Origin of the sequence: Pedobacter sp. MC2016-15, assembly GCF_026239695.1 — a bacterium.
Lineage (GTDB): Bacteria > Bacteroidota > Bacteroidia > Sphingobacteriales > Sphingobacteriaceae > Pedobacter.
Genome location: NZ_JAPIVS010000002.1, coordinates 780944 through 802084 on the forward strand (window position 1 = coordinate 780944; position 21141 = coordinate 802084).

The 21141-nt window shown below is 44.7% G+C and carries 14 protein-coding genes; 10 read left to right on the top strand and 4 right to left on the bottom strand.

Features of this window, described 5'->3' with window-relative positions; all coding sequences use genetic code 11:
- Nucleotides 1-1458: a SusD/RagB family nutrient-binding outer membrane lipoprotein gene (locus tag OQY15_RS08190; RefSeq protein ID WP_265790007.1), complete on the top strand. Its 1458-nt coding sequence runs from the start codon at nt 1-3 to the stop codon at nt 1456-1458.
- Nucleotides 1459-1499: 41 nt separating this feature from the next.
- A complete protein-coding gene (locus OQY15_RS08195; protein ID WP_265790009.1) occupies nt 1500-2741 on the top strand; it encodes an alkaline phosphatase family protein in 1242 nt (413 codons plus the stop codon).
- A 24-nt stretch (nt 2742-2765) separates the two neighbouring features.
- Here OQY15_RS08195 and OQY15_RS08200 read toward each other — a convergent pair whose 3' ends face one another.
- Together OQY15_RS08200 and OQY15_RS08205 are read right to left on the bottom strand one after the other, a co-directional pair.
- A complete protein-coding gene (locus OQY15_RS08200; protein WP_265790012.1) occupies nt 2766-4763 on the bottom strand; it encodes a S9 family peptidase in 1998 nt (665 codons plus the stop codon).
- Between the two features lie 81 nt (nt 4764-4844).
- Nucleotides 4845-5243, bottom strand: a complete 399-nt coding sequence (locus tag OQY15_RS08205) for a hypothetical protein (RefSeq protein WP_265790014.1) — start codon at nt 5241-5243, stop codon at nt 4845-4847.
- Between the two features lie 171 nt (nt 5244-5414).
- On the opposite strand from OQY15_RS08205, the gene OQY15_RS08210 reads away from it, so the two are divergent.
- From OQY15_RS08210 to OQY15_RS08225, 4 genes are all read left to right on the top strand, one after another.
- Nucleotides 5415-6449 carry a sensor histidine kinase gene (locus tag OQY15_RS08210; RefSeq protein WP_265790016.1) on the top strand — a complete coding sequence of 345 codons (1035 nt, stop codon included), beginning with the start codon at nt 5415-5417 and terminating at the stop codon, nt 6447-6449.
- Nucleotides 6424-7185, top strand: a complete 762-nt coding sequence (locus OQY15_RS08215; RefSeq protein WP_265790018.1) for a LytTR family DNA-binding domain-containing protein — start codon at nt 6424-6426, stop codon at nt 7183-7185. Before OQY15_RS08210 ends, OQY15_RS08215 begins: the two co-directional genes overlap by 26 nt.
- 65 nt (nt 7186-7250) lie before the next feature.
- Nucleotides 7251-8054 carry a type I methionyl aminopeptidase gene (gene map / locus OQY15_RS08220; protein WP_265790024.1) on the top strand — a complete coding sequence of 268 codons (804 nt, stop codon included), beginning with the start codon at nt 7251-7253 and terminating at the stop codon, nt 8052-8054.
- Between the two features lie 30 nt (nt 8055-8084).
- Entirely contained in the window at nt 8085-9626 is a 1542-nt protein-coding gene (locus tag OQY15_RS08225) for a M20/M25/M40 family metallo-hydrolase (RefSeq protein WP_265790032.1), read from the top strand.
- Between the two features lie 70 nt (nt 9627-9696).
- Here OQY15_RS08225 and OQY15_RS08230 read toward each other — a convergent pair whose 3' ends face one another.
- Nucleotides 9697-11007 carry an amidohydrolase/deacetylase family metallohydrolase gene (locus OQY15_RS08230; RefSeq protein ID WP_265790034.1) on the bottom strand — a complete coding sequence of 437 codons (1311 nt, stop codon included), beginning with the start codon at nt 11005-11007 and terminating at the stop codon, nt 9697-9699.
- A gap of 748 nt (nt 11008-11755) precedes the next feature.
- On the opposite strand from OQY15_RS08230, the gene OQY15_RS08235 reads away from it, so the two are divergent.
- The 3 genes from OQY15_RS08235 (at nt 11756) to OQY15_RS08245 (ending at nt 17952) form a co-directional block, all read left to right on the top strand.
- The gene (locus OQY15_RS08235) at nt 11756-15067 is read left to right on the top strand and encodes a SusC/RagA family TonB-linked outer membrane protein (RefSeq protein ID WP_265790037.1); all 3312 of its coding nucleotides are present in this window, start codon (nt 11756-11758) and stop codon (nt 15065-15067) included.
- 18 nt (nt 15068-15085) lie between these two features.
- Entirely contained in the window at nt 15086-16660 is a 1575-nt protein-coding gene (locus tag OQY15_RS08240) for a SusD/RagB family nutrient-binding outer membrane lipoprotein (protein WP_265790039.1), read from the top strand.
- 77 nt (nt 16661-16737) lie between these two features.
- A complete protein-coding gene (locus OQY15_RS08245) occupies nt 16738-17952 on the top strand; it encodes a PLP-dependent transferase (RefSeq protein ID WP_265790041.1) in 1215 nt (404 codons plus the stop codon).
- 65 nt (nt 17953-18017) lie between these two features.
- Here the strand turns inward: OQY15_RS08245 and OQY15_RS08250 are convergent, their stop codons facing one another.
- Nucleotides 18018-18512, bottom strand: a complete 495-nt coding sequence (locus OQY15_RS08250) for a RidA family protein (RefSeq protein WP_265790043.1) — start codon at nt 18510-18512, stop codon at nt 18018-18020.
- Between the two features lie 76 nt (nt 18513-18588).
- Here OQY15_RS08250 and OQY15_RS08255 point away from each other — a divergent pair, with 76 nt between their 5' ends.
- Complete coding sequence (locus OQY15_RS08255) at nt 18589-21072, top strand: glutaminase family protein (protein ID WP_265790045.1); 2484 nt, start codon at nt 18589-18591, stop codon at nt 21070-21072.
- The last annotated feature ends 69 nt before the right edge of the window (nt 21073-21141 follow it).

A 21141-nucleotide genomic window follows, 5' to 3' on the forward strand; every position in this document is an offset into this window, starting at 1 on the left:
ATGAACAAATTTATTTCAATACTGATGGTTAGTATGCTAATCATGCAGTCAGGCTGTAAAAAATTCAGCGAGTTCCAGACCGACCCAAATAAGTCGACAGTTGCAACACCGGATCTGCTGCTGAACTCAATAGAGCAAACTGCTTTTCAATCGACGGATATTACCGTTGCATTTACCACCCGCCAGATGGTATATACTGATGCGGTAAGCCTTAACCAGTATTATGGCTGGGCAAGGACAAGCTTCAGCACCTATGATAACCTGCGCCAGGTCTTAAAGATGGAGCAGGCGGCAGCTGCACAGGGCAAACCAGAATATCTTCCGCTGGCTAAGTTTTTCAGGGCCTGGTATTTTCTGCAACTCACGCAAACATTCGGGGACATTCCCTACAGTGCGGCGCTCAAGGCTGAGGAGGGGATGACGCAGCCTGTCTACGACAAGCAGGAAGATATTTATCTGAGCATCCTTGATGATCTGAAGGCTGCCAATGCCCTGATCAGCTCATCTACTGCAGCAGTGCAGGGCGATATTGTGTATAGTGGCAATATGCAGCGCTGGAAAGCTGCTATTAACTCCCTGTCTTTACGGGTGCTGATGAGTATGTCTCTCAAGCAGGACAATGCAAAGTTTGATATCAAAAAGCGCTTTTCAGATATCGTGAATACACCCGGAACCTTTCCCTTGTACACGAGTAATGATGACAATGCTCAGTTGAAATTTTACGATCTGCAGGGTAACCGCTATCCATATTTTAACAACAATGATATTCAAACCACCAATTATATGGAGGAGACCTTTGTGGATCTGTTAAAATCACTGAGAGATGTGAGGTTGTTTAGCTTTGCCGATAAAGCACCAAAAAACTCGGCACTGCCAGCTACAGATTTTAACGCCTATGGTGGCGTAAAAGGAAGTGCCGCTGTCAATGAAAACAAGATCCGTGTAGTTGCGGGTGAAGCCTCCAAGGTTAATCCAAGATATTACAATAATCCTGTGAACGAGCCAAGTGTCGCTTTGGGTTATGCTGAGCAGCAGTTTATACTTGCCGAAGGCGTGGTAAGAGGATGGATTGCCGGAAATGCTGAAGATTACTATCAGAAGGGTGTGAATGCCTCGATGAAGTTCTACAATATCGCACAGCCGGAAATCGATGCCTACCTTGCGCAAAGCAGCACCAAACTCAACAATGGTGATCCTATCAAACAGATCATCACACAAAAGTATATTGCATCCTTCATGAACAGCGGCTGGCAGTCATTTTATGAGCAGCGCAGAACGGGCTTCCCTGTCTTTGATGTATCTGGTGCAGGTATGCTGAATGACAGAAAGATTCCTAAACGCTGGATGTATCCCGAGACCGAATTGCAGCTGAACCAGCAGCATGTTGCTGAGGCAATCAGCAGACAATTTCCTGAGGGGGATAATATTAATGGGGTAATGTGGCTGCTGAAACCATAGTACTGAAGATATAAATCAATACATTTATTCAAATAATGAAGATGACCAACAGATCAATTTTATCCCTCTTGCTGCTGCTTTTCAGTTCAGCAGGATTTGCACAGCAAACCAGAAAGACCGTGTACGTTATTGCTGATGGCATCCCGGCGGATGTGATTGAGCGTTTGGATTTGCCAAATATCAAAAAGATCAGATCAGAAGGCAGTTATACCCGCATGCATGTGGGTGGTGATGTGGCAGCCTATAATCAAACACCTACGATATCTGCGGTAGGTTATAACAGCTTGCTGACAGGCACCTGGGTCAATAAACACAATGTTCCTGACAATGATATCAAAGCTCCGAACTATAACTATCAGAATGTTTTCAGGTTGTTAAAAGCGCAGTACCCGGCAAAGAAAACCGCTATTTTCTCCAGCTGGGAAGATAACCGTACCAAACTGCTGGGCTACCACCTGCCGGAAGCGGGGAATCTCGACGTCGACTATTTCTTTGATGGATATGAACTGGATACGGTAAAATTCAAACACGATCCCGCGCGTAACTTTATGCACCTGATAGATGAAAAGGTCATACAGGAAGCCTCGGCAACAATAAAGCAGCATGGTCCTGATCTTTCATGGGTGTACCTGGAATATACCGATGATATGGGTCACATGCATGGCGATAGTCCTGAGTTTTATGCCAGCGTGAAAATGCTGGATGCGCAACTGGGTAAATTATATGAGGCGATAGCGTATCGGAAAGCACATTTTAAAGAAGAATGGCTGCTGGTAGTGACGACCGACCACGGTCGCGACGAGAAAACAGGTAGTGGCCATGGCGGGCAGTCGCCACGCCAGCGTAACACCTGGATGCTGAGCAACTATCGCCCGCTCAATGCGTATGCGGCACGATACCAGCCAGCGATCGTAGACATTATGCCTACGATTACCCGTTTCATGAATATCAATGTGCCACAAAATGTGAAGCGTGAAATTGACGGCACAGCCCTGATCGGCAAAGTTTCTGTTGCAGAGCCTGCAGCTATCTATGTTCAGGGTAATGTGGATATTACCTGGAAAGCGGTTGATCCGGCAGGCACAGTAAAAGTATGGCTGGCCACCACCAATGCTTTCAAAGATGGCAAGCCAGACACATACAAACTTATGGCTGAAGTGCCGGTGACAGATCAGCATGCTTTTATCAGTGTCAAAGATCAGCCTTCCAAATTTTACAAGGTAGTATTAGAGGCGCCAAACAATACAGTTAACAGATGGATCCTCCTGGAGGATAAAAAATAACTGACAGAATGGAGTATGATGGGCTTATTTCAAGTGGCGACTGAAAAAGCCCATCATTGCTTTATAGAAATCAATCTGGTTGGATTCTCTGATAAAACCATGTCCCTCGTCGTATTTTACCATGTAGGGTACATCAAGACCTTTCTTTCTGATGGCCTCTACTATGCGGTCAGACTCAGCAATATTTACCCTCGGGTCGTTAGCACCCTGCACAACAAAGAGCGGAGCTTTGATCTTGTCTGCAAAATAGATAGGGGAAACCTCATCCGCCAGTTTTTTTCCTTCCGGGGTATCGATGTCATACCAGATGTATTTTAACCATTCAATGTAAGGGCCAGTAAATGAAGGCAGCGACTTAAAGAAAGTAGTAATATTGGAAATACCTACATAATCCACACCTGTCTTGTATAATCCGGGACTTTGAATTAAGCCCATCAGCGTCGCATATCCACCATGGCTGGCGCCGAAAATTGCCACATTCTGTTTGTCTACCCAGCCTTGCCTGATGGCATAATTTGCACCATCTTCCAGGTCGGCCATGATCTTTCTGCCGGTCTGATGATAACCTGCCTGATAAAACTTCTTCCCATATCCGTCAGATATTCTAAAGTTGATCTGCAGCGTTGCATACCCCCTGCTGGCAAACAACTGTGCTTCTGCATTGAATCCCCAGAGGTCTCTGAATAAATGCGGTCCTCCGTGCGGATTCACGATCACTGGCACTTTCTTTCCATTCAATGCTTCCTTTGGCAGGGTAATATAGCCATGAGTTGTCAGGCCGTCTCTGGATTGGAATTGAATAGGTTTCATCACCGCCATATCTTCTTCCCTGAGATCAGGTTTCAGCTCAATCAGTAAGGTTGATTTTTTTGTCGCAATGTCATAGTGATAAAATTTCCCGTATTGGCGGTCGCCCGACACCTTAATCAGATACTGATCTTCATCAAGGGTACGTCCCGTGATCTCAATCTGATAGTTTTTAAACTTCTTTTGCAGGTCTGCATAAATTTTCCTGAAGGATTTGCTGATCGGTTTGATGGTATATTTCTCTCCCTGGTAATCCACATAATCCAGTTCCCATTTTCGTGTCTTTGCTAACTTTAAGTTGGAAAGGTCGAATACCGGGTCTGTATAAACTTTCTTTATTACCTTTTTCTTTTTAAAATCGAACAGGACGATTTGTGCCTTGTCATTGTAAAGATCAGTAAGCACATAAGCATCATCAGGATTTTCTGTAGCATAATTGAAGGACAAGATGGAGAATTTATCATCCCATTTTGTGGTTTTTATCAGCTTGAAATCCTGGTCTTTTTCTGTTTTGTAGTAATGCTGGATATCCAGGTGACTGATTTTATTGAATCCTTTCAGGTTGCCGTCTTTGTCGAAGTCGAACTGATTGATCGGATTTGAGATATCCTTGTTCTCATATAATTTCTCTGCTTTTCCGCTTTGTGTATTGATTCTGTATGGTTCAAAGATCTGTTTGTCCTCCAGGTTCATGGTCACAATCACAAAGTCCTCATTTTCCGGAAGCCTGTTGATCAGGTTAGCTTTTACACCCTCATAGGGTGTCAGGTCGATATTGTTGCTGCCATCGGTATTGACGGCATAAAGATGAAAATTCTCATCTCCGTTATTGTCCATCATATAGATCAGCCTGCCTTCATTTGCCCATCCAAAAGCAGCGATTAACTTATCTTTTTCTTCCAGGGCAGTAGTGACCTTGCCTGAGCTGGTTTCTTTGATGCGCACGACAGCTTTGCCTTGCTCGTTTCGCTCTTTATACGCTAAAGATTTTCCATTGGGGGAGAGTGAAAAATTCGAAGACTTTGGCGCCTTGAAATAGTCTTCAACCTGGTATTTAAAATTTCCCTGCGAAGCGTCCATGAGCTTCTGCAGTTCCTCTTTACTGGATACTAATGCCGGGTTTCCAGGTACTGTTTTCTTTGGATTTTCCTGTGCATTTATCGTATAATACAGACCCAGTAAGATCAGCGCAATAACAATGATTTTCTTTTTCATAGGAGATGATTTTTGAAAGAGAAAGCGTCGGAAACAGCAAAGCCGTTTAAGACAAACGGCTTTGCTGAGGTAAAAATTAAATTATTTGTACTTAATAAATACTGCTCTTATTTTCTTTTCTTTTAAGTTGCTGGTGGTGCTGTTTGAAGAGACTGTTGCCTTGTTCTCCTTTTTTGTACTGATAGTACCACCATTGGATGTAGAAGTAGCAAAGACTTCTTCCTCCATAGAAAAGATCACGCCATCAGCGCCTTTCTGTTTTGCCAGCTCGACAATCTTTGCCTGCGTTTTTTCCAGCGAACGAAAGCCTTTACCAAGCTCGGTTTTACCCATTACAGTATGCGCCTTTGTGACATCGGCGGCGTCAAAATACTCATCTACATTTTGCGTTGCCGGGTACGTTTTTCCGAAGTATTTCTGTGCGAAAGAGGTATTAAAGGATAGTATTCCAAATACCAGAATTAAAATTGATGTTTTCATATTTGTCAGATTATATTATTTATTTTGAGTCTCAAAGGTAGCACCTGCAGTTGTCCGGAATGTCAGATTTGAACCCAAGTGATCCAAATTGGGAATGAAGCAGCCAAATTGCTATGCTGAACTGACAGGCTGATTAACAGCCAAATCAATACATTTGTGCTACCTTTGGATATGTATAAAAAATACCAGATCAAGTGGCTGCTGATACTTGCGGCAGTCATGATCACCGGTACGGCACTTCTAGGACAGGAAGATCTGGCGAAGGCAAAATGGTGGCATTTTTTAGACCATGCCTTCAAGATCTTTGTCCCTATGGCCGGTTGCTGGCTGATCGATGGCTACTTCCTTACAAATCATTTTACGCGGCTGTCGGGTTTTGTTAAACATTTTCTGGCTATCCTGCTGGGAATGGTAGTGCTTTTTGTGCTGGGTTTCCTCATCGATCGGATCAGACCCGAAAACTATCTCTACACCAATGAAATCGGATACCGCTCAGTAAAGGATCTCATCGTGCACCTCGGGGGGAATACCTTCCTTAGCCTGGTGTGCTATTTTATTTTTTCCGACAGATACACCAGTGCCAGGCTCAAGACCACCATAGTGGAAAAGGCCCTTCTTGAGCAGGCTCATCTCAGGGCACAACTGACATCGCTCCAGCAGCAGATCAGCCCGCATTTCCTTTTCAATTCACTCAGTACCCTCAAGACTATGGTCAGCGATCCTCCGGCAAAAAATTACATCGTCCACCTGGCCGGGGTATACAGGTATTTACTGAGTTTTAACGAGCAGTACCTGACAACTCTTGAGGAAGAGCTCAGGTTTATCAGCTCCTACCTTCATATCCTCAACGAGCGTTTTGGAGATATGCTTAAAGTGCATATTGATATCCAGCCAGCGCATCAGTCACTACTATTACCGCCGCTTTCCCTGCAGCTATTGATAGAGAATGCCATCAAACACAATGTCTGTTCCAAAGAAAGGCCTTTGTATATCTCGATCAGCACGACAGATTTGCCTGCTTTAAAAGTGGAAAACAATTTCCAGCCCAAACGTTCCAGGCTGGAGCGCCCGGGAATGGGCTTAAAGAACATCATTGAACGCTATAAGTTGTTGGTCGGCGAATCCGTGGAGGTGACCAATGACAATGAAAAATTCACGGTCACCATACCCTTGCTCAATCATGAAAGTAATTATAATAGAAGATGAAGAGAGAACAGCGAATGAGCTGAAAAACATGCTTTTGGGAATCGATGGTGATATTCAGGTGGAGGTCATTCTGGGGTCCGTTGCCGCTGCCCTGGCCTGGTTTGAGCAAAACCCGATGCCAGAGCTGATCTTCTCTGATATTGAGCTTGGCGATGGACTGAGTTTCGAAGTATTCAAAAAAATCAGCATTGAAGTTCCGGTCATTTTTTGTACTGCTTTTGATGAGTATGCGATCAGAGCTTTCGAATCCAATGGGATAGACTACCTGCTGAAGCCCATAGATGAGTATATGCTGCAGAAAAGCGTGGAGAAGTATTTACGTTTTAAAGAGCATCTGTTGTCTGGCGGCGAACGTGCCGTCAATATGGAGCGGGTAATTCAGCAAATGGAGTCTCCCTACAAGCAGACCCTGCTGGTGAACTACAGGGAAAAAATCATTCCTGTTAAGCTGGCTGAGGTTGGATTGATCTATTCCTCTGAGGGGACCGTGTCTCTGTATCTTCAGGACAACAGGAGCTTTATCGTGTCCTACACCCTGGAACAGCTGGAGCTGCTGCTCGATCCCTATCAGTTCTTCCGGGCAAACCGGCAGTTTATTGTCAACAGGGACTTTATTGACGACGTGGAATCTTACTTCAACAGAAAGCTGGTGATTTTCTCAAAGGTAAAATCTCCTGAAAAGATCATCGTCAGCAGAATTAAGGCGCAGCTTTTTTTAAAATGGCTGGAGCGCTGACATTATGGGACTTCAATTCAAAGTATATTCCTTCAGAATTCTTATTTTTGTAAAAAATATTTAATATGAGCGTATATAAATCTGATGAGGAAGTTGCTATTCAACGTGAAAGCTGCCTGCTCGTTAGCGCTACAATAACTGAAGTAGCAAAAATATTAAAGCCGGGTATTACTACACTTTCGCTGGATGAAATGGCAGAGACCTTCATCAGGGATAATGGTGCTACACCATCCTGCAAAGGTTACCACGGCTATCCCTATTCACTATGTATTTCTGTGAATGAACAGGTTGTACACGGGTTTCCCGGTAAATATATTTTAAAAGAAGGCGATATCGTTTCCATTGATACAGTAGTCTATAAAAATGGCTTCCATGGAGATCATGCCTATACTTTTGTAATTGGGGAAAGTACTCCTGAAGTGCTCGACCTGGTGAGAATCACTAAAGAGTCACTGTACGAAGGTATCAAACATGCGATTACCGGGAAGCGTACCGGTGACATCGGACATGCAATAGAAAGTTACACCAATGGCCAGCATGGTTATGGTGTGATCAGGGATTTCGTGGGACATGGCGTAGGCCGTGAAATGCACGAAGATCCTCAGATCCCAAATTATGGTAAGCAGGGTAAGGGCAAGAAGCTGATGGAAAATATGGTGCTGGCGATAGAGCCGATGATTACCATGGGTACACACAAAATTTATATGCTTGATGACGGATGGACTGTAGTGTCTGCAGACCAGTCGCCGGCAGTACACTTTGAACATAACGTTTGTGTGAAAAAGGGAGCGCCGCTGATTCTTTCTGATTTCTCTATTATTGAGGCTGCAGAAAAAGCAAATTCCAACCTGAACAGCAGTTATTACTAGATCGTTTTACCATTAAACCAATAACGCCTCATGACCAAACACAAAGTACTTTTTAGCTTTCTGCTCGCAGCAGCAACTTTTGGCAACGCATTTTCTCAAAAAGGATCTGATGCACAGATGATCAGCCGGATCAGGGAAGAGGGGATGTCACATTCCAAAGTGATGGAAACTGCATTTAACCTGACCGATGTAACGGGACCACGACTGGCCAATTCGCCGGGTCTGAAACGTGCACAGGACTGGTCGGTAAACGCCCTGAAAACCTGGGGACTGGTGAATGTAAAACGCGAGCCATGGGGCAAGTTTGGAAAAGGATGGGAAGTACAGAAAAACTATGCAGCGATCACCGTACCGTATTATCATGCTGTGATTGCTATACCAAAAGCCTGGACACCAGGGACCAACGGCCCGATCAAATCGGAAGTGGTGGTTGTCAAGGCCGACTCGATTGTAGATCTTGCTTCATACAAAGGCAAGCTGAAGGGTAAAATTGTCATGCTGAATACAAAACCTCTGGCAGAGCGATCTTTTGAGGCAGACGCTACACGTATTACTGATGCCCAGCTCTCAGAAATGGCAGCTGCAAAAGCTTCGGCAGGAGCAAGACCAAGAGCGGCAGGAAACATGGCTGCATTGGTAAACTTTCGTGCTGCACTCAGTAAATTTTATGTGGAAGAGGGCGTAGGTCTGGTATTGAGCCAGGGCCGCGGTACAGATGGTACGATATTTACCAGTGGTGGCAGAGATTATGCCGATACGTCTAAAACTCCGGCACCTGAGCTGGAAACAAGCAGTGAGGATTTTCAGCGGATCTTGCGCCTGGTAAATGCTGGTGTGCCTGTAAAGATGGAAGCGGAGGTGAAAACTCAATTTTTTGCTGATGATCTGCAGGGATATAACGTAGTGGGGGAGCTTGCAGGCTCCGATAAAAAAAATGAACTCGTGATCATTGGTGGTCACCTGGATTCATGGCATGCAGCTACCGGCGCTACTGATAATGCTGCGGGCAGCGCGGTCATGTTAGAAGCCATGAGGATCTTAAAGTCTTTAGGATTTAAGCCGCGCCGTACCCTCCGTGTAGTGTTATGGAGCTCTGAAGAACAAGGTCTGCATGGTTCAAGAAATTATGTGCTGAACCACTATGGGGATCCAAAAACAATGACCCTTAAGTCTGCACAGGCAAAGGTTTCTGCTTACTATAACTTAGATAACGGGGCGGGTAAGATCCGTGGAATCTATGCGCAGGGCAATGATGCCGCAGGCGCAGTATTTAAATCATGGTTAGAACCCTTCAAAGATCTTGGGGCAGCAACTGTTACGCTCAATAATACCGGCAGTACAGACCATATACCTTTTGATGCTATTGGAATTCCGGGTTTTCAGTTTATTCAGGACAGGCTTGATTATGGCACCCGTACGCATCACAGTAACCAGGATACGTACGACCGTCTGATTGAGGACGATCTGAAACAGGCTGCTACAGTAGTGGCAACTTTTGTTTATCAAACCTCACAGCGTGAGGAGATGATCCCGAGAAAAGAATTGCCAAAGCCCGCCACGGCAACAAAGTAAGGATCATAAAAAAAGGGGCTTGAATCATATGATTCAAGCCCCTTTTGATGTAAACATATAAAGATATCTCTTAGTGTTCTTTCACTGGCTTTCTCTCCTGAGGAGCAACAGGTAAGATATTTGGAGTAGCGATAGCATTCAGGTTATAAACGATGTTTCCGTTTCTGATCGTCATCTCAGTCTCCAGTCTGTTTTTACCTTTCACCTGACCATCCCTGGCATAAAAACCGAAGTCGCCCTCACGCAGGTTGAAGATCGCAATATCTGCTACAGAACCTACAGAAAGGTTTCCCAGTTCTTCGTGTTTAATCTCCTTTGCAGGGTTCCAGGTGCTGGCAGCAATCACCTCATTGAAAGGCATACCGATGGCCATAAACAGCGACATGATATTAGGCATGCTCTTCATCGGGCCATTCATACTGCCCGTGTGCAGGTCGGTACTGATGGAGTTTGGATAAAAGCCACTCTTGATTGCAGGAGTTCCCTGTGAGAAAAGGAAACTGGCACCACCAAAGCCTACGTCAAAGATAATCCCTCTCTCGCGGGCTTTCAGCACGAAAGGTTTTACCTTATTGGTTTTGATATCCACAATTTGCTCTCTTCCGTTTGTTTTTGTGATACCTACACCGTCATCACCACCAAAGCAGTGCGTATAGATATCGCCGGGACGCAGTTTTACACTAAACAATGAATCCAGCGGCAGGTAAGGATCGGCACCACCGAAATCAATCATTACCGGGATGTTCGCAAGTTTTCCGGCTTCGACGGCTCTTTCTGCGGGTTCCCAGCGGTGGCCATTGAAATGCGCCAGTTTTACGCCAACAATATTCTCAGGATATTTTTTAGCCATTTCGGCAGTCTTCTGAGCATCCATCTGATCGATGTCATTCTCAAATTTACTACCGGCCATCCCTTCGCCTACGATATTCAGCTCTGAAAATACCCGGGTCTGTGACCTGTCTATCGTTTGTTTTTTGAATGTTTCAAAGGTTTTCCATCCGGATGATCCGGCATCTACAACCGTAGTTACTCCGGCAGGGAAGGTGAACCCATCTGCAGGTAAGGCCAGAGGTCCGTTTCTGTAGGTTCCCTGAAGATCCGTTCCCCAGAAAAAGTGTACGTGTATGTCTACCAGTCCGGGAGTAACATAGAGACCTTTGGCATTTACAACCTGACGGCCCTGTTTGGCATCAATGTTTTTGGCAACCATGACGATCTTCCCGTCATTTACAGCTACATCCATCAGTGCATCGATTTTGTTTTTGGGGTCAATGACATGACCTCCCTTAATGACCATGCTGTAAGCAGGACTGCTTTGGGCATGTGTACTGCCGGCAAAAAGCATTGCCAGTGCAGTGAATAAGAGTGGGATCTTATACATAATGTGAGTTTAAAGTTTAATAATAAGGATGAAACTAACAGAAAATCTTCAGTCCTCCGCATATATAACAGGAATGATATTAATTTTTTTATCGTAAAAGCCAGACTTTATAAGCGTTTACTCTTACAGGTGGTGAGTACTTTACCTGTTATACCACATAAGAAGTAGCAATATTCAATCTGGAGGATATTCATTTTATTTGGGATTTTAAATTATTGAGTTTTTAATAAAATCAGAGCTTATTTGGCTTTTTTGTGGATATGAATAATAAATAATTGATTTTTAATATTTATTATTGAAAAAAAGTAATACTTTTATAATATTGGATTGCTAACCAAGTGTAAAACTGGCTCTTTTGAAGATTCGGGATAAAGAATAAGGCTTAGTGTTTAAAATACACTTAGTATTTGTAGGATTATTCCGGCATTAAAATCAAAAAGGATAAAATCTGTGGTTTAAAAGTGTGAAAACACAAAAAATATCAGATTTTGGTTGAAAAATTTGGATGATTAAATCGAATAATACATTTTAGTGATAAAAAAGGAAATAAAAGCGGAGTTTCTGTCCCAAACATACCAGAAACGAAAGCTCAAAATATCAACTTTAACTAAATACAAAACAATGAAAACCAACAGTAGCTAAACTTTCGCCCGACCAGATCTCCGATGCGATCTACCCAAGTAAGCATTTGATACATCCGGCAAAAAATTCGAAAATTTTACTAACCCACTCACCAAACATCCGAAGTATGAAAAATTCTTTACATGAAAAATGTAATCATGCCCGCTTAACCGTACACGAGAGTTTCGCTACAAAGAAGAACAAAACCCATGTTTCTTCGTCATTGAAAGCAATGAAACTTACCGGTATCCTGGTTGTAGCGGCAGTGCTGCAAGCCGCCGCAGCGCCATCATCAAACCTTTCTTTTGTTAAAACGACTAAACCGTTTTTCATTAATGAAAGCCCAATCGCTAACCACCTTCCTGTTCCGCCAATCGTAATTACAGGTAAGGTAACTGATGCCAAACGTGCACCGCTTCCTGGTGTAAGTGTAAAAGTTAAAGGTTCCAATGCAGGAACAACTACAGATGCAAATGGTAATTTCTCCATCAATGCACCTGACGTATCTACCCTGATCTTCTCTTCCATCGGATTTGCAACACAGGAAGTAGAGGTAAACAAAAGAACATCAATCAATATTACTTTAGCTGAAGACTCCAAAGGTTTAAGTGAAGTAGTAGTTACGGCTTTTGGTGTGAAGAGAGCAAGAAGAGGCCTGGTATATTCCAGCTCTGAGGTTACAGGTTCTTCACTGACAGAAGCACGTGAAAATAACGTAGCAAGCTCACTGACTGGTAAAATCGCCGGTGTGGATGCAAGCCAGATCTCTTCAGGACCAGGCGGATCAAGCCGCGTGGTAATCAGGGGAGCAGGCGCGATCAACCCTAACGCAAACAACCAGCCTTTATATGTTGTAAACGGTTTACCGATCAACTCTGGTAACAGTGGTGCAGGTACAAACACTGTAGGTCTGAACGTTGACCGTGGTGATGGTATCTCTTCCATCAACCCTGATGATATCGAAACGATCACTGTATTAAAAAGTGGTGCAGCAGCGGCACTTTATGGTAGCCAGGCTGCAAACGGTGTAATTTTGATCACTACCAAATCCGGTAAGGCTCAAAAAGGTATCGGTGTAGAATACAGCTCTAACGTTGTTTATGGTTCTCCATCTGCTTATCCAAACTTCCAGGAACAATATGGAGCTGGTATCGATGGGGTAAAACCTACAACTCAGGCAGCAGCCTTAAGTTCCGGCCGTTTATCATTTGGTGCCAAAGTCGATGGATCCAGCGTAGTTCAGTTTGATGGCGTTTCACGTCCGTACTCAGCAGTTGGAGTAAAAAACAACATCAACAACTTCTACAACCTGAGCCGCGACTGGACAAACACTGTTGCCTTCTCTGGTGGTAGCGAGCAATTGAACTTCAGGTTATCAGTTTCAGACCTGAGCTCTAAAGCGCAAACGCCAAACTCTACCTATAACAGAAAAACGGTGAACTTAAGCACCAGAGCTAACATGGGTAAAAACAACCTGGTTAACCTGGAGTCTACCATCCAATACAACATCGAAGATGCTAAAAACAGACCGGGTGTAGGTTATGCAGAACGTAACTCAAGCTGGGGAACTTTCCTTGCCGCCAATACAGTGGATGTGAGAAACTTCGCAGGTCCTAATGGTAATGGTACAGACGCAAACGGAAATGAGATCCAATGGAATCCGGTTCCTGCAGCTTCCAACCCTTACTTTGTAGCGTACAGCACTGGTAACAGTGATAAAACTCAGCGTTTAATCGCAAACGGTAGTATCCGTGTGAACCTGTTGGAAAACTTATTCATCAAAGGTACTGTAGCAAGAGACTTTGCTTACACAGATCTTCAGGATTATGTACCAATGGGAACAGCTTTTACACCGCTTGGTTATTTAAATACTGGTCAGCGTCAGAATGACCGTACCAACTTTAACGCGATGATGAACTACAATACTACGTTCCTCAAAGACTTTAAAGTGAATGCAATGGTGGGCGCCAACCGTGAGCGTTTGTCGGACTTAAACACAAACCTTGGTGGTATCAACTTCCAGGTGCCAAACTTTATCCACATCTCTAACTTAGCTACAATTAACCCTAATACTGACCTTGTTCCTTACAGAAACCGTGGTACTTCCGGTACTAACTCTGTATTCGGATCGGCTGATTTTGACTACAAAGGAATCGTTTACCTGTCATTCACAGGAAGGGAAGATACCTTCTCAACACTGCAGGCTGGAAACAACTCTATCTTCTATCCATCAGTAGGATCAAGTGTGATCATGTCAGACCTGGTTAAATTACCTGAAGCAGTAAGTTTCTTAAAACTGCGTGGTTCATGGGCTAAAGTAGGTAGTAATACCGTAACTCCGGGCCAGATCAACCAGGTATATAGCTTCGGAACATCATTTGGTGGTGTACCGGTACAAAACAATACCAATACATTGATCGACTTCGGTATCCGTCCGCTAAGTGTTTACACTACAGAGGGTGGTTTCGAGGTAAGGTTCCTCAAAAACAGATTGAGCTTTGACGCTACTTACTATAGCCGCGTAACTAAAGACGATCAGCTGGCACCAACAATCTCTCCAACATCAGGTTTCCTTGCTGGTTTCACTAACGTAGGTAAAGTGACTAACAAAGGTATCGAGATCTTACTGAGTGGTTCTGTGGTTCAGGCTAAAGATTTCAGCTGGAACGTAAGCATTCCTTTTGCTTACAACCAAAGTAAAATCGTTGAGCTTGCTCCGGGTTTAACAACAATTGAAGTAGGACAAGGTATCTCTAACCAGGTGAGAATCCTGAACGCCGTAGGACTTCCATATGGTACTGTTCGTGGCTGGGGATTATTGAAAGATGCCAATGGCAACCAGGTTTATAACAGAGCGAGTGGTTATGAAGTGCGCGTAGAAAAAGATCTTGGTGTGGCTAACCCACCTTGGACTATGGGTTTTGGTAACGATTTCAAATACAAAAAATTCTCACTAAACGTATTGTTCGATGCCAAATTTGGTGCTGTTGCCTATAACAACATGTGGTTATACGCTTCGAGGTTCGGTTTAACCAACGAAACTTTACCAGGCAGGGATACAGGTGTGCAGTTAACAGGTGTTGACCAGACAGGTGCGCCATTCAGCAGACTATGGGGCGTTGCCGATGTAGATAACTACTATAACAACTTAGGTAACACGATTTCAGAGATTTCAACTTTCAGCACAGATTTCGTGAAACTGCGTCAGATCATCCTGAACTATACACTGCCTTCGTTGAAACTACAAAAAATCGGTATCCAATCGGCTTCAATCGGTATCGTTGGACGTAACCTTGCTATCCTATACAGAGATAAAAAGACCAAAGCAGCAGGACTTGATCCTGAGATGCAACAATCTGTTGGTAATGCCACAGGTACTGCAGGAGCTGGTGAGCCTAGAACACGCACAATTGGTTTGAACCTGAATGTTAAATTCTAACAATTATATCGATAGAATATGAAAACGAAATTTATAAAAAGCATCTGTCTTGTGGCTGCTACGGCAATAGCGTTATTGCCATCCTGCAGCAAGGACAAACTTGCAGAATTAAATGCACCTCAGAATGCAGTGGGATTTATTATTCCTGAAAATATCTTTACTAACGTATTATTAAACACACCAAGAAACAGCTATTCAGTAATGGCAAGCGGTATGCAATATTTCTCAACTTACAAGGAAGTTCCTGGTGTTGGAGATAAATATTTCAGCTTCAATGGTGCATCGGTTGACTTTGTTGCTTTCTATACCAATAACCTGAACAGGTTGTACGTATTAAACAACGCTCTTGCCGCAACTGACGTGAACAAAAAATCGATTGTGCGTATCCTGCGTGCCTATACTTACCACCAGTTAACTGATATTGCCGGAGACGTTCCTTACTTTGACGCACTGAAAGGTGAACAAGGTACATTGAGCCCTAAATATGATACGCAGCAGGCCATCTATCTGGATATGCTGAAAGAACTGAAAGAATCTGCAGAAGCATTAAACCCTTCAAACCCTTCATTCACTACAGGAGATTTATTCTACAAAGGTGACGTGAGCAAATGGAAAAAATTCGCTTACACTTTGATGCTGAGATTGGCAATGCGTTTATCTGAGGCGAGCCCTGCAACAGCTCAGACATGGGTGCAAACTGCTATCGCAGGTGGTGTCATGACATCTGATGCAGATATCGCGAAGATCACATATACCAATACTACAGGTAACATCAACCCTAAAACTCAGAACCTGACAAACGGTGATTATGCAACTCCGGGTGGCGATAATGTAGAGGGTGGTAAATATGCTGCTACTTTTATCGACAGACTGAAGTCGACCAATGACCCACGTTTATCTGTGATCTCTATCGTATGGCAACAAAATGGTGCTGGTGGCGCATATGTAGCCAACAATAGCCCGGCTGTACAAAGAGGTATGGTGAGTGCAAGTCTGAATACTCGTCCTGCAGATTTTGATACCTATTCTGAGCCTTCTCAGCTGGTAATCAACTTCGCTGCCCCTATCCTTATCATGGGCCCTGCTGAAGCCAACTTACTGGTTGCTGAAGCTGCTGCAAGAGGATGGACAAGCACTACTACTGCTGCATCTGCATACAATGCAGCTGTACGTTCAGGAATGACGCAATGGGCATTATGGCCAACTGTAGGTGTGAGCTCAGGTGTAATCACTGCTGCTCAGATCGACGCATACCTGGCTGCTAACCCTTACGTATCTACTGCTTCTCTTGAAGCACAGATTGAGCAGATCAACACACAAAAATGGTTATCTATGTTTGGTGATGACTATGAGGTTTATGCCAACTGGAGACGTACTGGTTACCCACGCCTGAAAAAAGTAAACTATGTAGGTAACGTAACAGGTGGATTTATGTTCCGTCGTTTCGCTCTTCCGATTTCTGAAAGACTGGTAAACCAGGCGAACTACCTGGAAGCTTTAAGCAGACAGGGATTCTCTGAGAACACTGATGACAACTTACTCACTAAAGTATGGTGGGATAAAAAGGCAGGTCTACCTTTCAACTTCAATTAATTCATAGCTAATGATAATGGGGACAGGGATTAATTTCTGTCCCCATTTGTTTTTATATCCATTTTATATCAAAAAATATGAAACGCAGAGATCTCATTAAATACCTTTCAGTAGCTCCGGTAGTGGGCGCTGTAGGTGCAGGGATTCCATTCCTCTCCGCTAATGCGGCTGTATCCACCGTTGCTAAACGCGATCTGATCAAAGAACTGGGCCTCCGTACATTTATCAATGCTGCGGGAACCTATACCACACATACCGCTTCACTGATGCACGAAGATGTGGTTGCAGCCATCAACGATTCCTCCACACATTTTATCATGATCGGTGATATCCAGGATAAGGTAGGAGAGAAGATCGCTGCGATCTGCCATGCCGAAGCGGCCATGGTAACCTCGGGCTGCTGGTCGGCCTTAGTATTGGGAACTGCTGGGGTCCTTACGGGTACCGACCTGAAGAAAATTGCCCAGCTGCCAAACCTGCAGGGTTTCGAGAAAACACAGATGATTGTGCAAAAATCCCATAACGTGCATTATGTGCATGCCCCAACGAATACGGGTATCGAAGTGGTGGAAGTGGAAACTGCTGAAGAGCTGGAGAAAGCCATCAACCCTAAAACGGCCATGATGTGGTTTTTAAATCTGGCTACCAATGATGGTCAGATTAAACATGAGGAATGGCTGGCCATCGCAAAAAAGCACAAAATCCCAACCATGATTGATATTGCTGCTGATATTCCCCCTGTTACCAATCTCTGGAAATTCAATGAGCTGGGCTTCGACCTGGTATGTGTTTCTGGCGGTAAGGCTATCCGTGGTCCGCAGAGTGCCGGTATCCTGATGGGCAGGGCAGACCTGATCAAAGCGGCACGCCTGAATGCTCCGCCATTTGGGAACAACATCGGTCGCGGGATGAAGGTGAACAAGGAAGAAATCCTGGGTATGTACGCCGCACTGGATCACTACGTAAAACTGGACCACGATAAAGAATGGAAAGACTGGGAAGCACGGGTGGCAGTAATTGAGTCGGCCGTTAAAACCGTTGGAGGCGTAACCACTACAGTGACTGTTCCGCCGATTGCCAACCACAACCCGCTGTTAAATATTGCATGGGATACAGCTAAGGTAAAGATCAGCAGTGATGATCTGGCCCTGGCCTTGCGCAATGGCAACCCTTCTGTGGAGATCATGAAGTTCTCTCCAAACAGCATTAACATTACTGTTTTTATGCTGAAACCGGGTGAAGACAAGATTGTCGCCAAACGCGTTCAGGAAGAACTGAAAAAGGTAAGTTAATCAAATAAAAAAAGAGATGTACAGATATCTGTATATCTCTTTTTTTACTAAAATACAGGCCTGGTTTAGTCGAGCAGGCCTTTTTCCCAATGTCCGAGTTCAAACAGCGCTTCGATCTCTACCGGAATGTTGTCTGGCAATGAGCCAAAGCCCACGGCACTTCTTACACCGATACCATTCTGTTTACCCCAGACTTTCACGAAAAGTTCGCTGCATCCGTTGATGATATAGGGATGTTTTTCAAACTCAGGAACACAGTTGACCATTCCGAGTACCTTGATTACGCGTTTCACTTTATTTAAACTTCCCAGATTGGTTTTTATCGTTGAGAGGATGGTCAGGCCTACCTGCTGTGCAGCCAGTTTACCCTGTTCCATATCGATGTCTTTGCCAATGCGGCCTTTGATCAGTTGTTTGTCATTCTGTACTGGTCCGTGTCCGGAGATATATAAATATTTACCATCAATCAGATAAGGGGTGTAAACGCCGATGGGCGTTGGGGCAGGCGGCAGGATTAAACCGGTTTTCGCAAAATTTTCTTCAGGAGTTGAATTTTCCATTGATCTTGGGTTAAGTGTTTTTATTTAAAAATACTATTTTATTTATATTTTAGTGATATTTCCATCACAACCAGATATGAAGTTTTTCAAAAAACCGCGCACGTTCCGATTTCTTTTTTTACTGACTTTTGTTGCTGCTGTACAACAGGCATTTTCACAGTCGGCCCATGCTCCGGCTTATCCGCTGGTCACCCACAATCCTTATTTCAGTATCTGGTCTGGTACCGATCAGCTGAATGCTTCCAACAGTAAACACTGGACGGGCAAAGAGCAGCCGATGGTAGGCCTGATCAAAGTTGATGAGCAGATTTACCGTTTTATGGGAACTCTGGCGCCACGCTACAGCAGCATTCTGGCAACTGGCGAGGAGAAGCCATCCCGATGGCAGTATCAGGATGAGTACCCCGGTGATGGCTGGCAGGGGGAGTTATTCCCGGATCATAAATGGAAAATCGGGATGTCACCTTTCGGAGATGCCCGCGCCCGGGTAGGCACAGCCTGGACGGGTAAAGATCTTTGGGTACGCCGTAAGTTCAGGCTCAAGACGATACCCACAGGACCCCTGGTGCTTAAACTTCATCAGGACGATGATGCTGAAGTTTTTCTCAACGGAAAGCTGATCGTCAACCGCAAAGGTGCTACGGGCAATATGGTCGTGATCCCTTTTGATGAGGAGATCAAATCGGCTTTAAAACTCGGCGAAAATATCCTTGCTGTTCATTGTCTGAATACAGGCGGCGGCGCATGGCTGGATGCAGGTATTGCGGAGCAGGTGGCCGACCGCCCGATTGATCATTTTCCGCTGGCCGAACAAACTCATGTAGAGATGACGGCTACGCAGACGATATATACTTTCAAATGTGGTGCGGTAAACCTTAAACTAACGTTTAGCTCGCCATTGATCCTGCAGGATATTAAATTACTATCCAGTCCGGCCTCTTACCTCAGCTTCGAAGTGAGTGCCAGCGACGAACTGCAGCACCAGGTTTCGGTTTTTACCGGGATTTCTTCTGACCTTGCCGTTAACCAGTCTTCACAGGAAGTACGCGCAATAGCTTATACCAGCAAAGGGCAGTCGATCTTAAAAGTGGGAACTACAGCTCAGCCCCTGCTGAAGAATAAAGGCGATGATGTGCGGATTGATTGGGGATATCTATATGTCTCGATACCTTTTTCTGCCAACGCAAAACAATATATTACGCGTGCAGAAGATGCTTTGGCTTCCTTCAGGAAAGATGCCAAACCAAGCCGCAACCTCAGGGGAACATCATTGATGCTCAATACTATAATTCCTTTTGGCAGCGTAGGGGCAGAAAGTAAAAAGAAGTTTCTGGTCCTTGGTTACGATGAGTTATATGCAGTGCAGTATTTCAACCAAAACCTGAAACCGCTGTGGCGCGATGTTCCGGGAGCGACCATGGAAGGGCTGCTCAGTGAGGCAGCTATCGGTTATGACAAGGTGATCGGGAAATGTAATCTAACGGATACTACCGTTTACAAGGATGCCCTTGCTGCGGGTGGCGAGCATTATGCCAGAGTTTGTGTCCTGGCCTACCGCCAGAGTATTGCCGCACACCAGCTGGTGAGAAGTCCGGAAGGGGAACTGCTCTTCCTCTCCAAGGAAAACTTTAGCAACGGCTCTATCAATACCGTTGACGTGACCTATCCTTCGGCACCCTTATATCTTCTTTATAACCCGGAACTGCTGAAAGGAATGCTGAACGGTATCTTCAGCTATAGCGAAAGCGGCAAATGGACAAAGCCCTTTGCTGCGCATGATCTGGGTACTTATCCTATAGCCAACGGGCAGACCTATGGTGAAGATATGCCGGTGGAGGAATCGGGTAACATGATTATCCTGACGGCGGCCATTGCTGCGGCAGAGAAAAATGCTGAGTATGCGAAGAAACACTGGAAGACACTGACGGTCTGGACAGACTACCTGGCACAGGCAGGTTTTGATCCGGGCAACCAGCTGTGTACGGATGACTTTGCGGGGCACCTTGCCCACAACGCAAACTTATCTGTAAAAGCTATAGTAGCTATAGGGGCCTATGCCCGCATGGCTGATATGCTGGGAGAAAAACAGACAGGGGCAAAATACCGGCAGCTTGCCGCAGGCATGGTCTCAAAATGGATGCAGAAAGCCGATGCGGGCGACCACTATGCGCTGGTCTTTGACGACCAGAATACCTGGAGCCAGAAATACAATATGGTCTGGGACAAAGTGCTGGCGCTGAATTTATTTCCGCAGCAGGTGTATGACCGTGAGATCAGGTTTTACCTGAACCACCAGAATGCGTTCGGCCTGCCTCTCGATAGCCGTAAAACTTATACTAAATCTGACTGGATCATCTGGACGGCAACGATGGCCGAAAAGAGGGTAGACTTTAAAGCCCTGGCGGAGCCCGTATTTAACTATGCGATGGAAACTTCTTCACGGGTGCCCATGAGCGACTGGCATGAGACGCTGGACGGCAGGATGGTAGGCTTCCAGGCCCGCAGTGTAGTGGGGGGCTATTTCATGAAGGTGCTGGCAGACAAGATGAAGACACCCTGACATGACTTAGCTGATATTGTCTAATGATTTAACAATATGAACCTAAGGGGGATTCTTTGCTGATTCTTT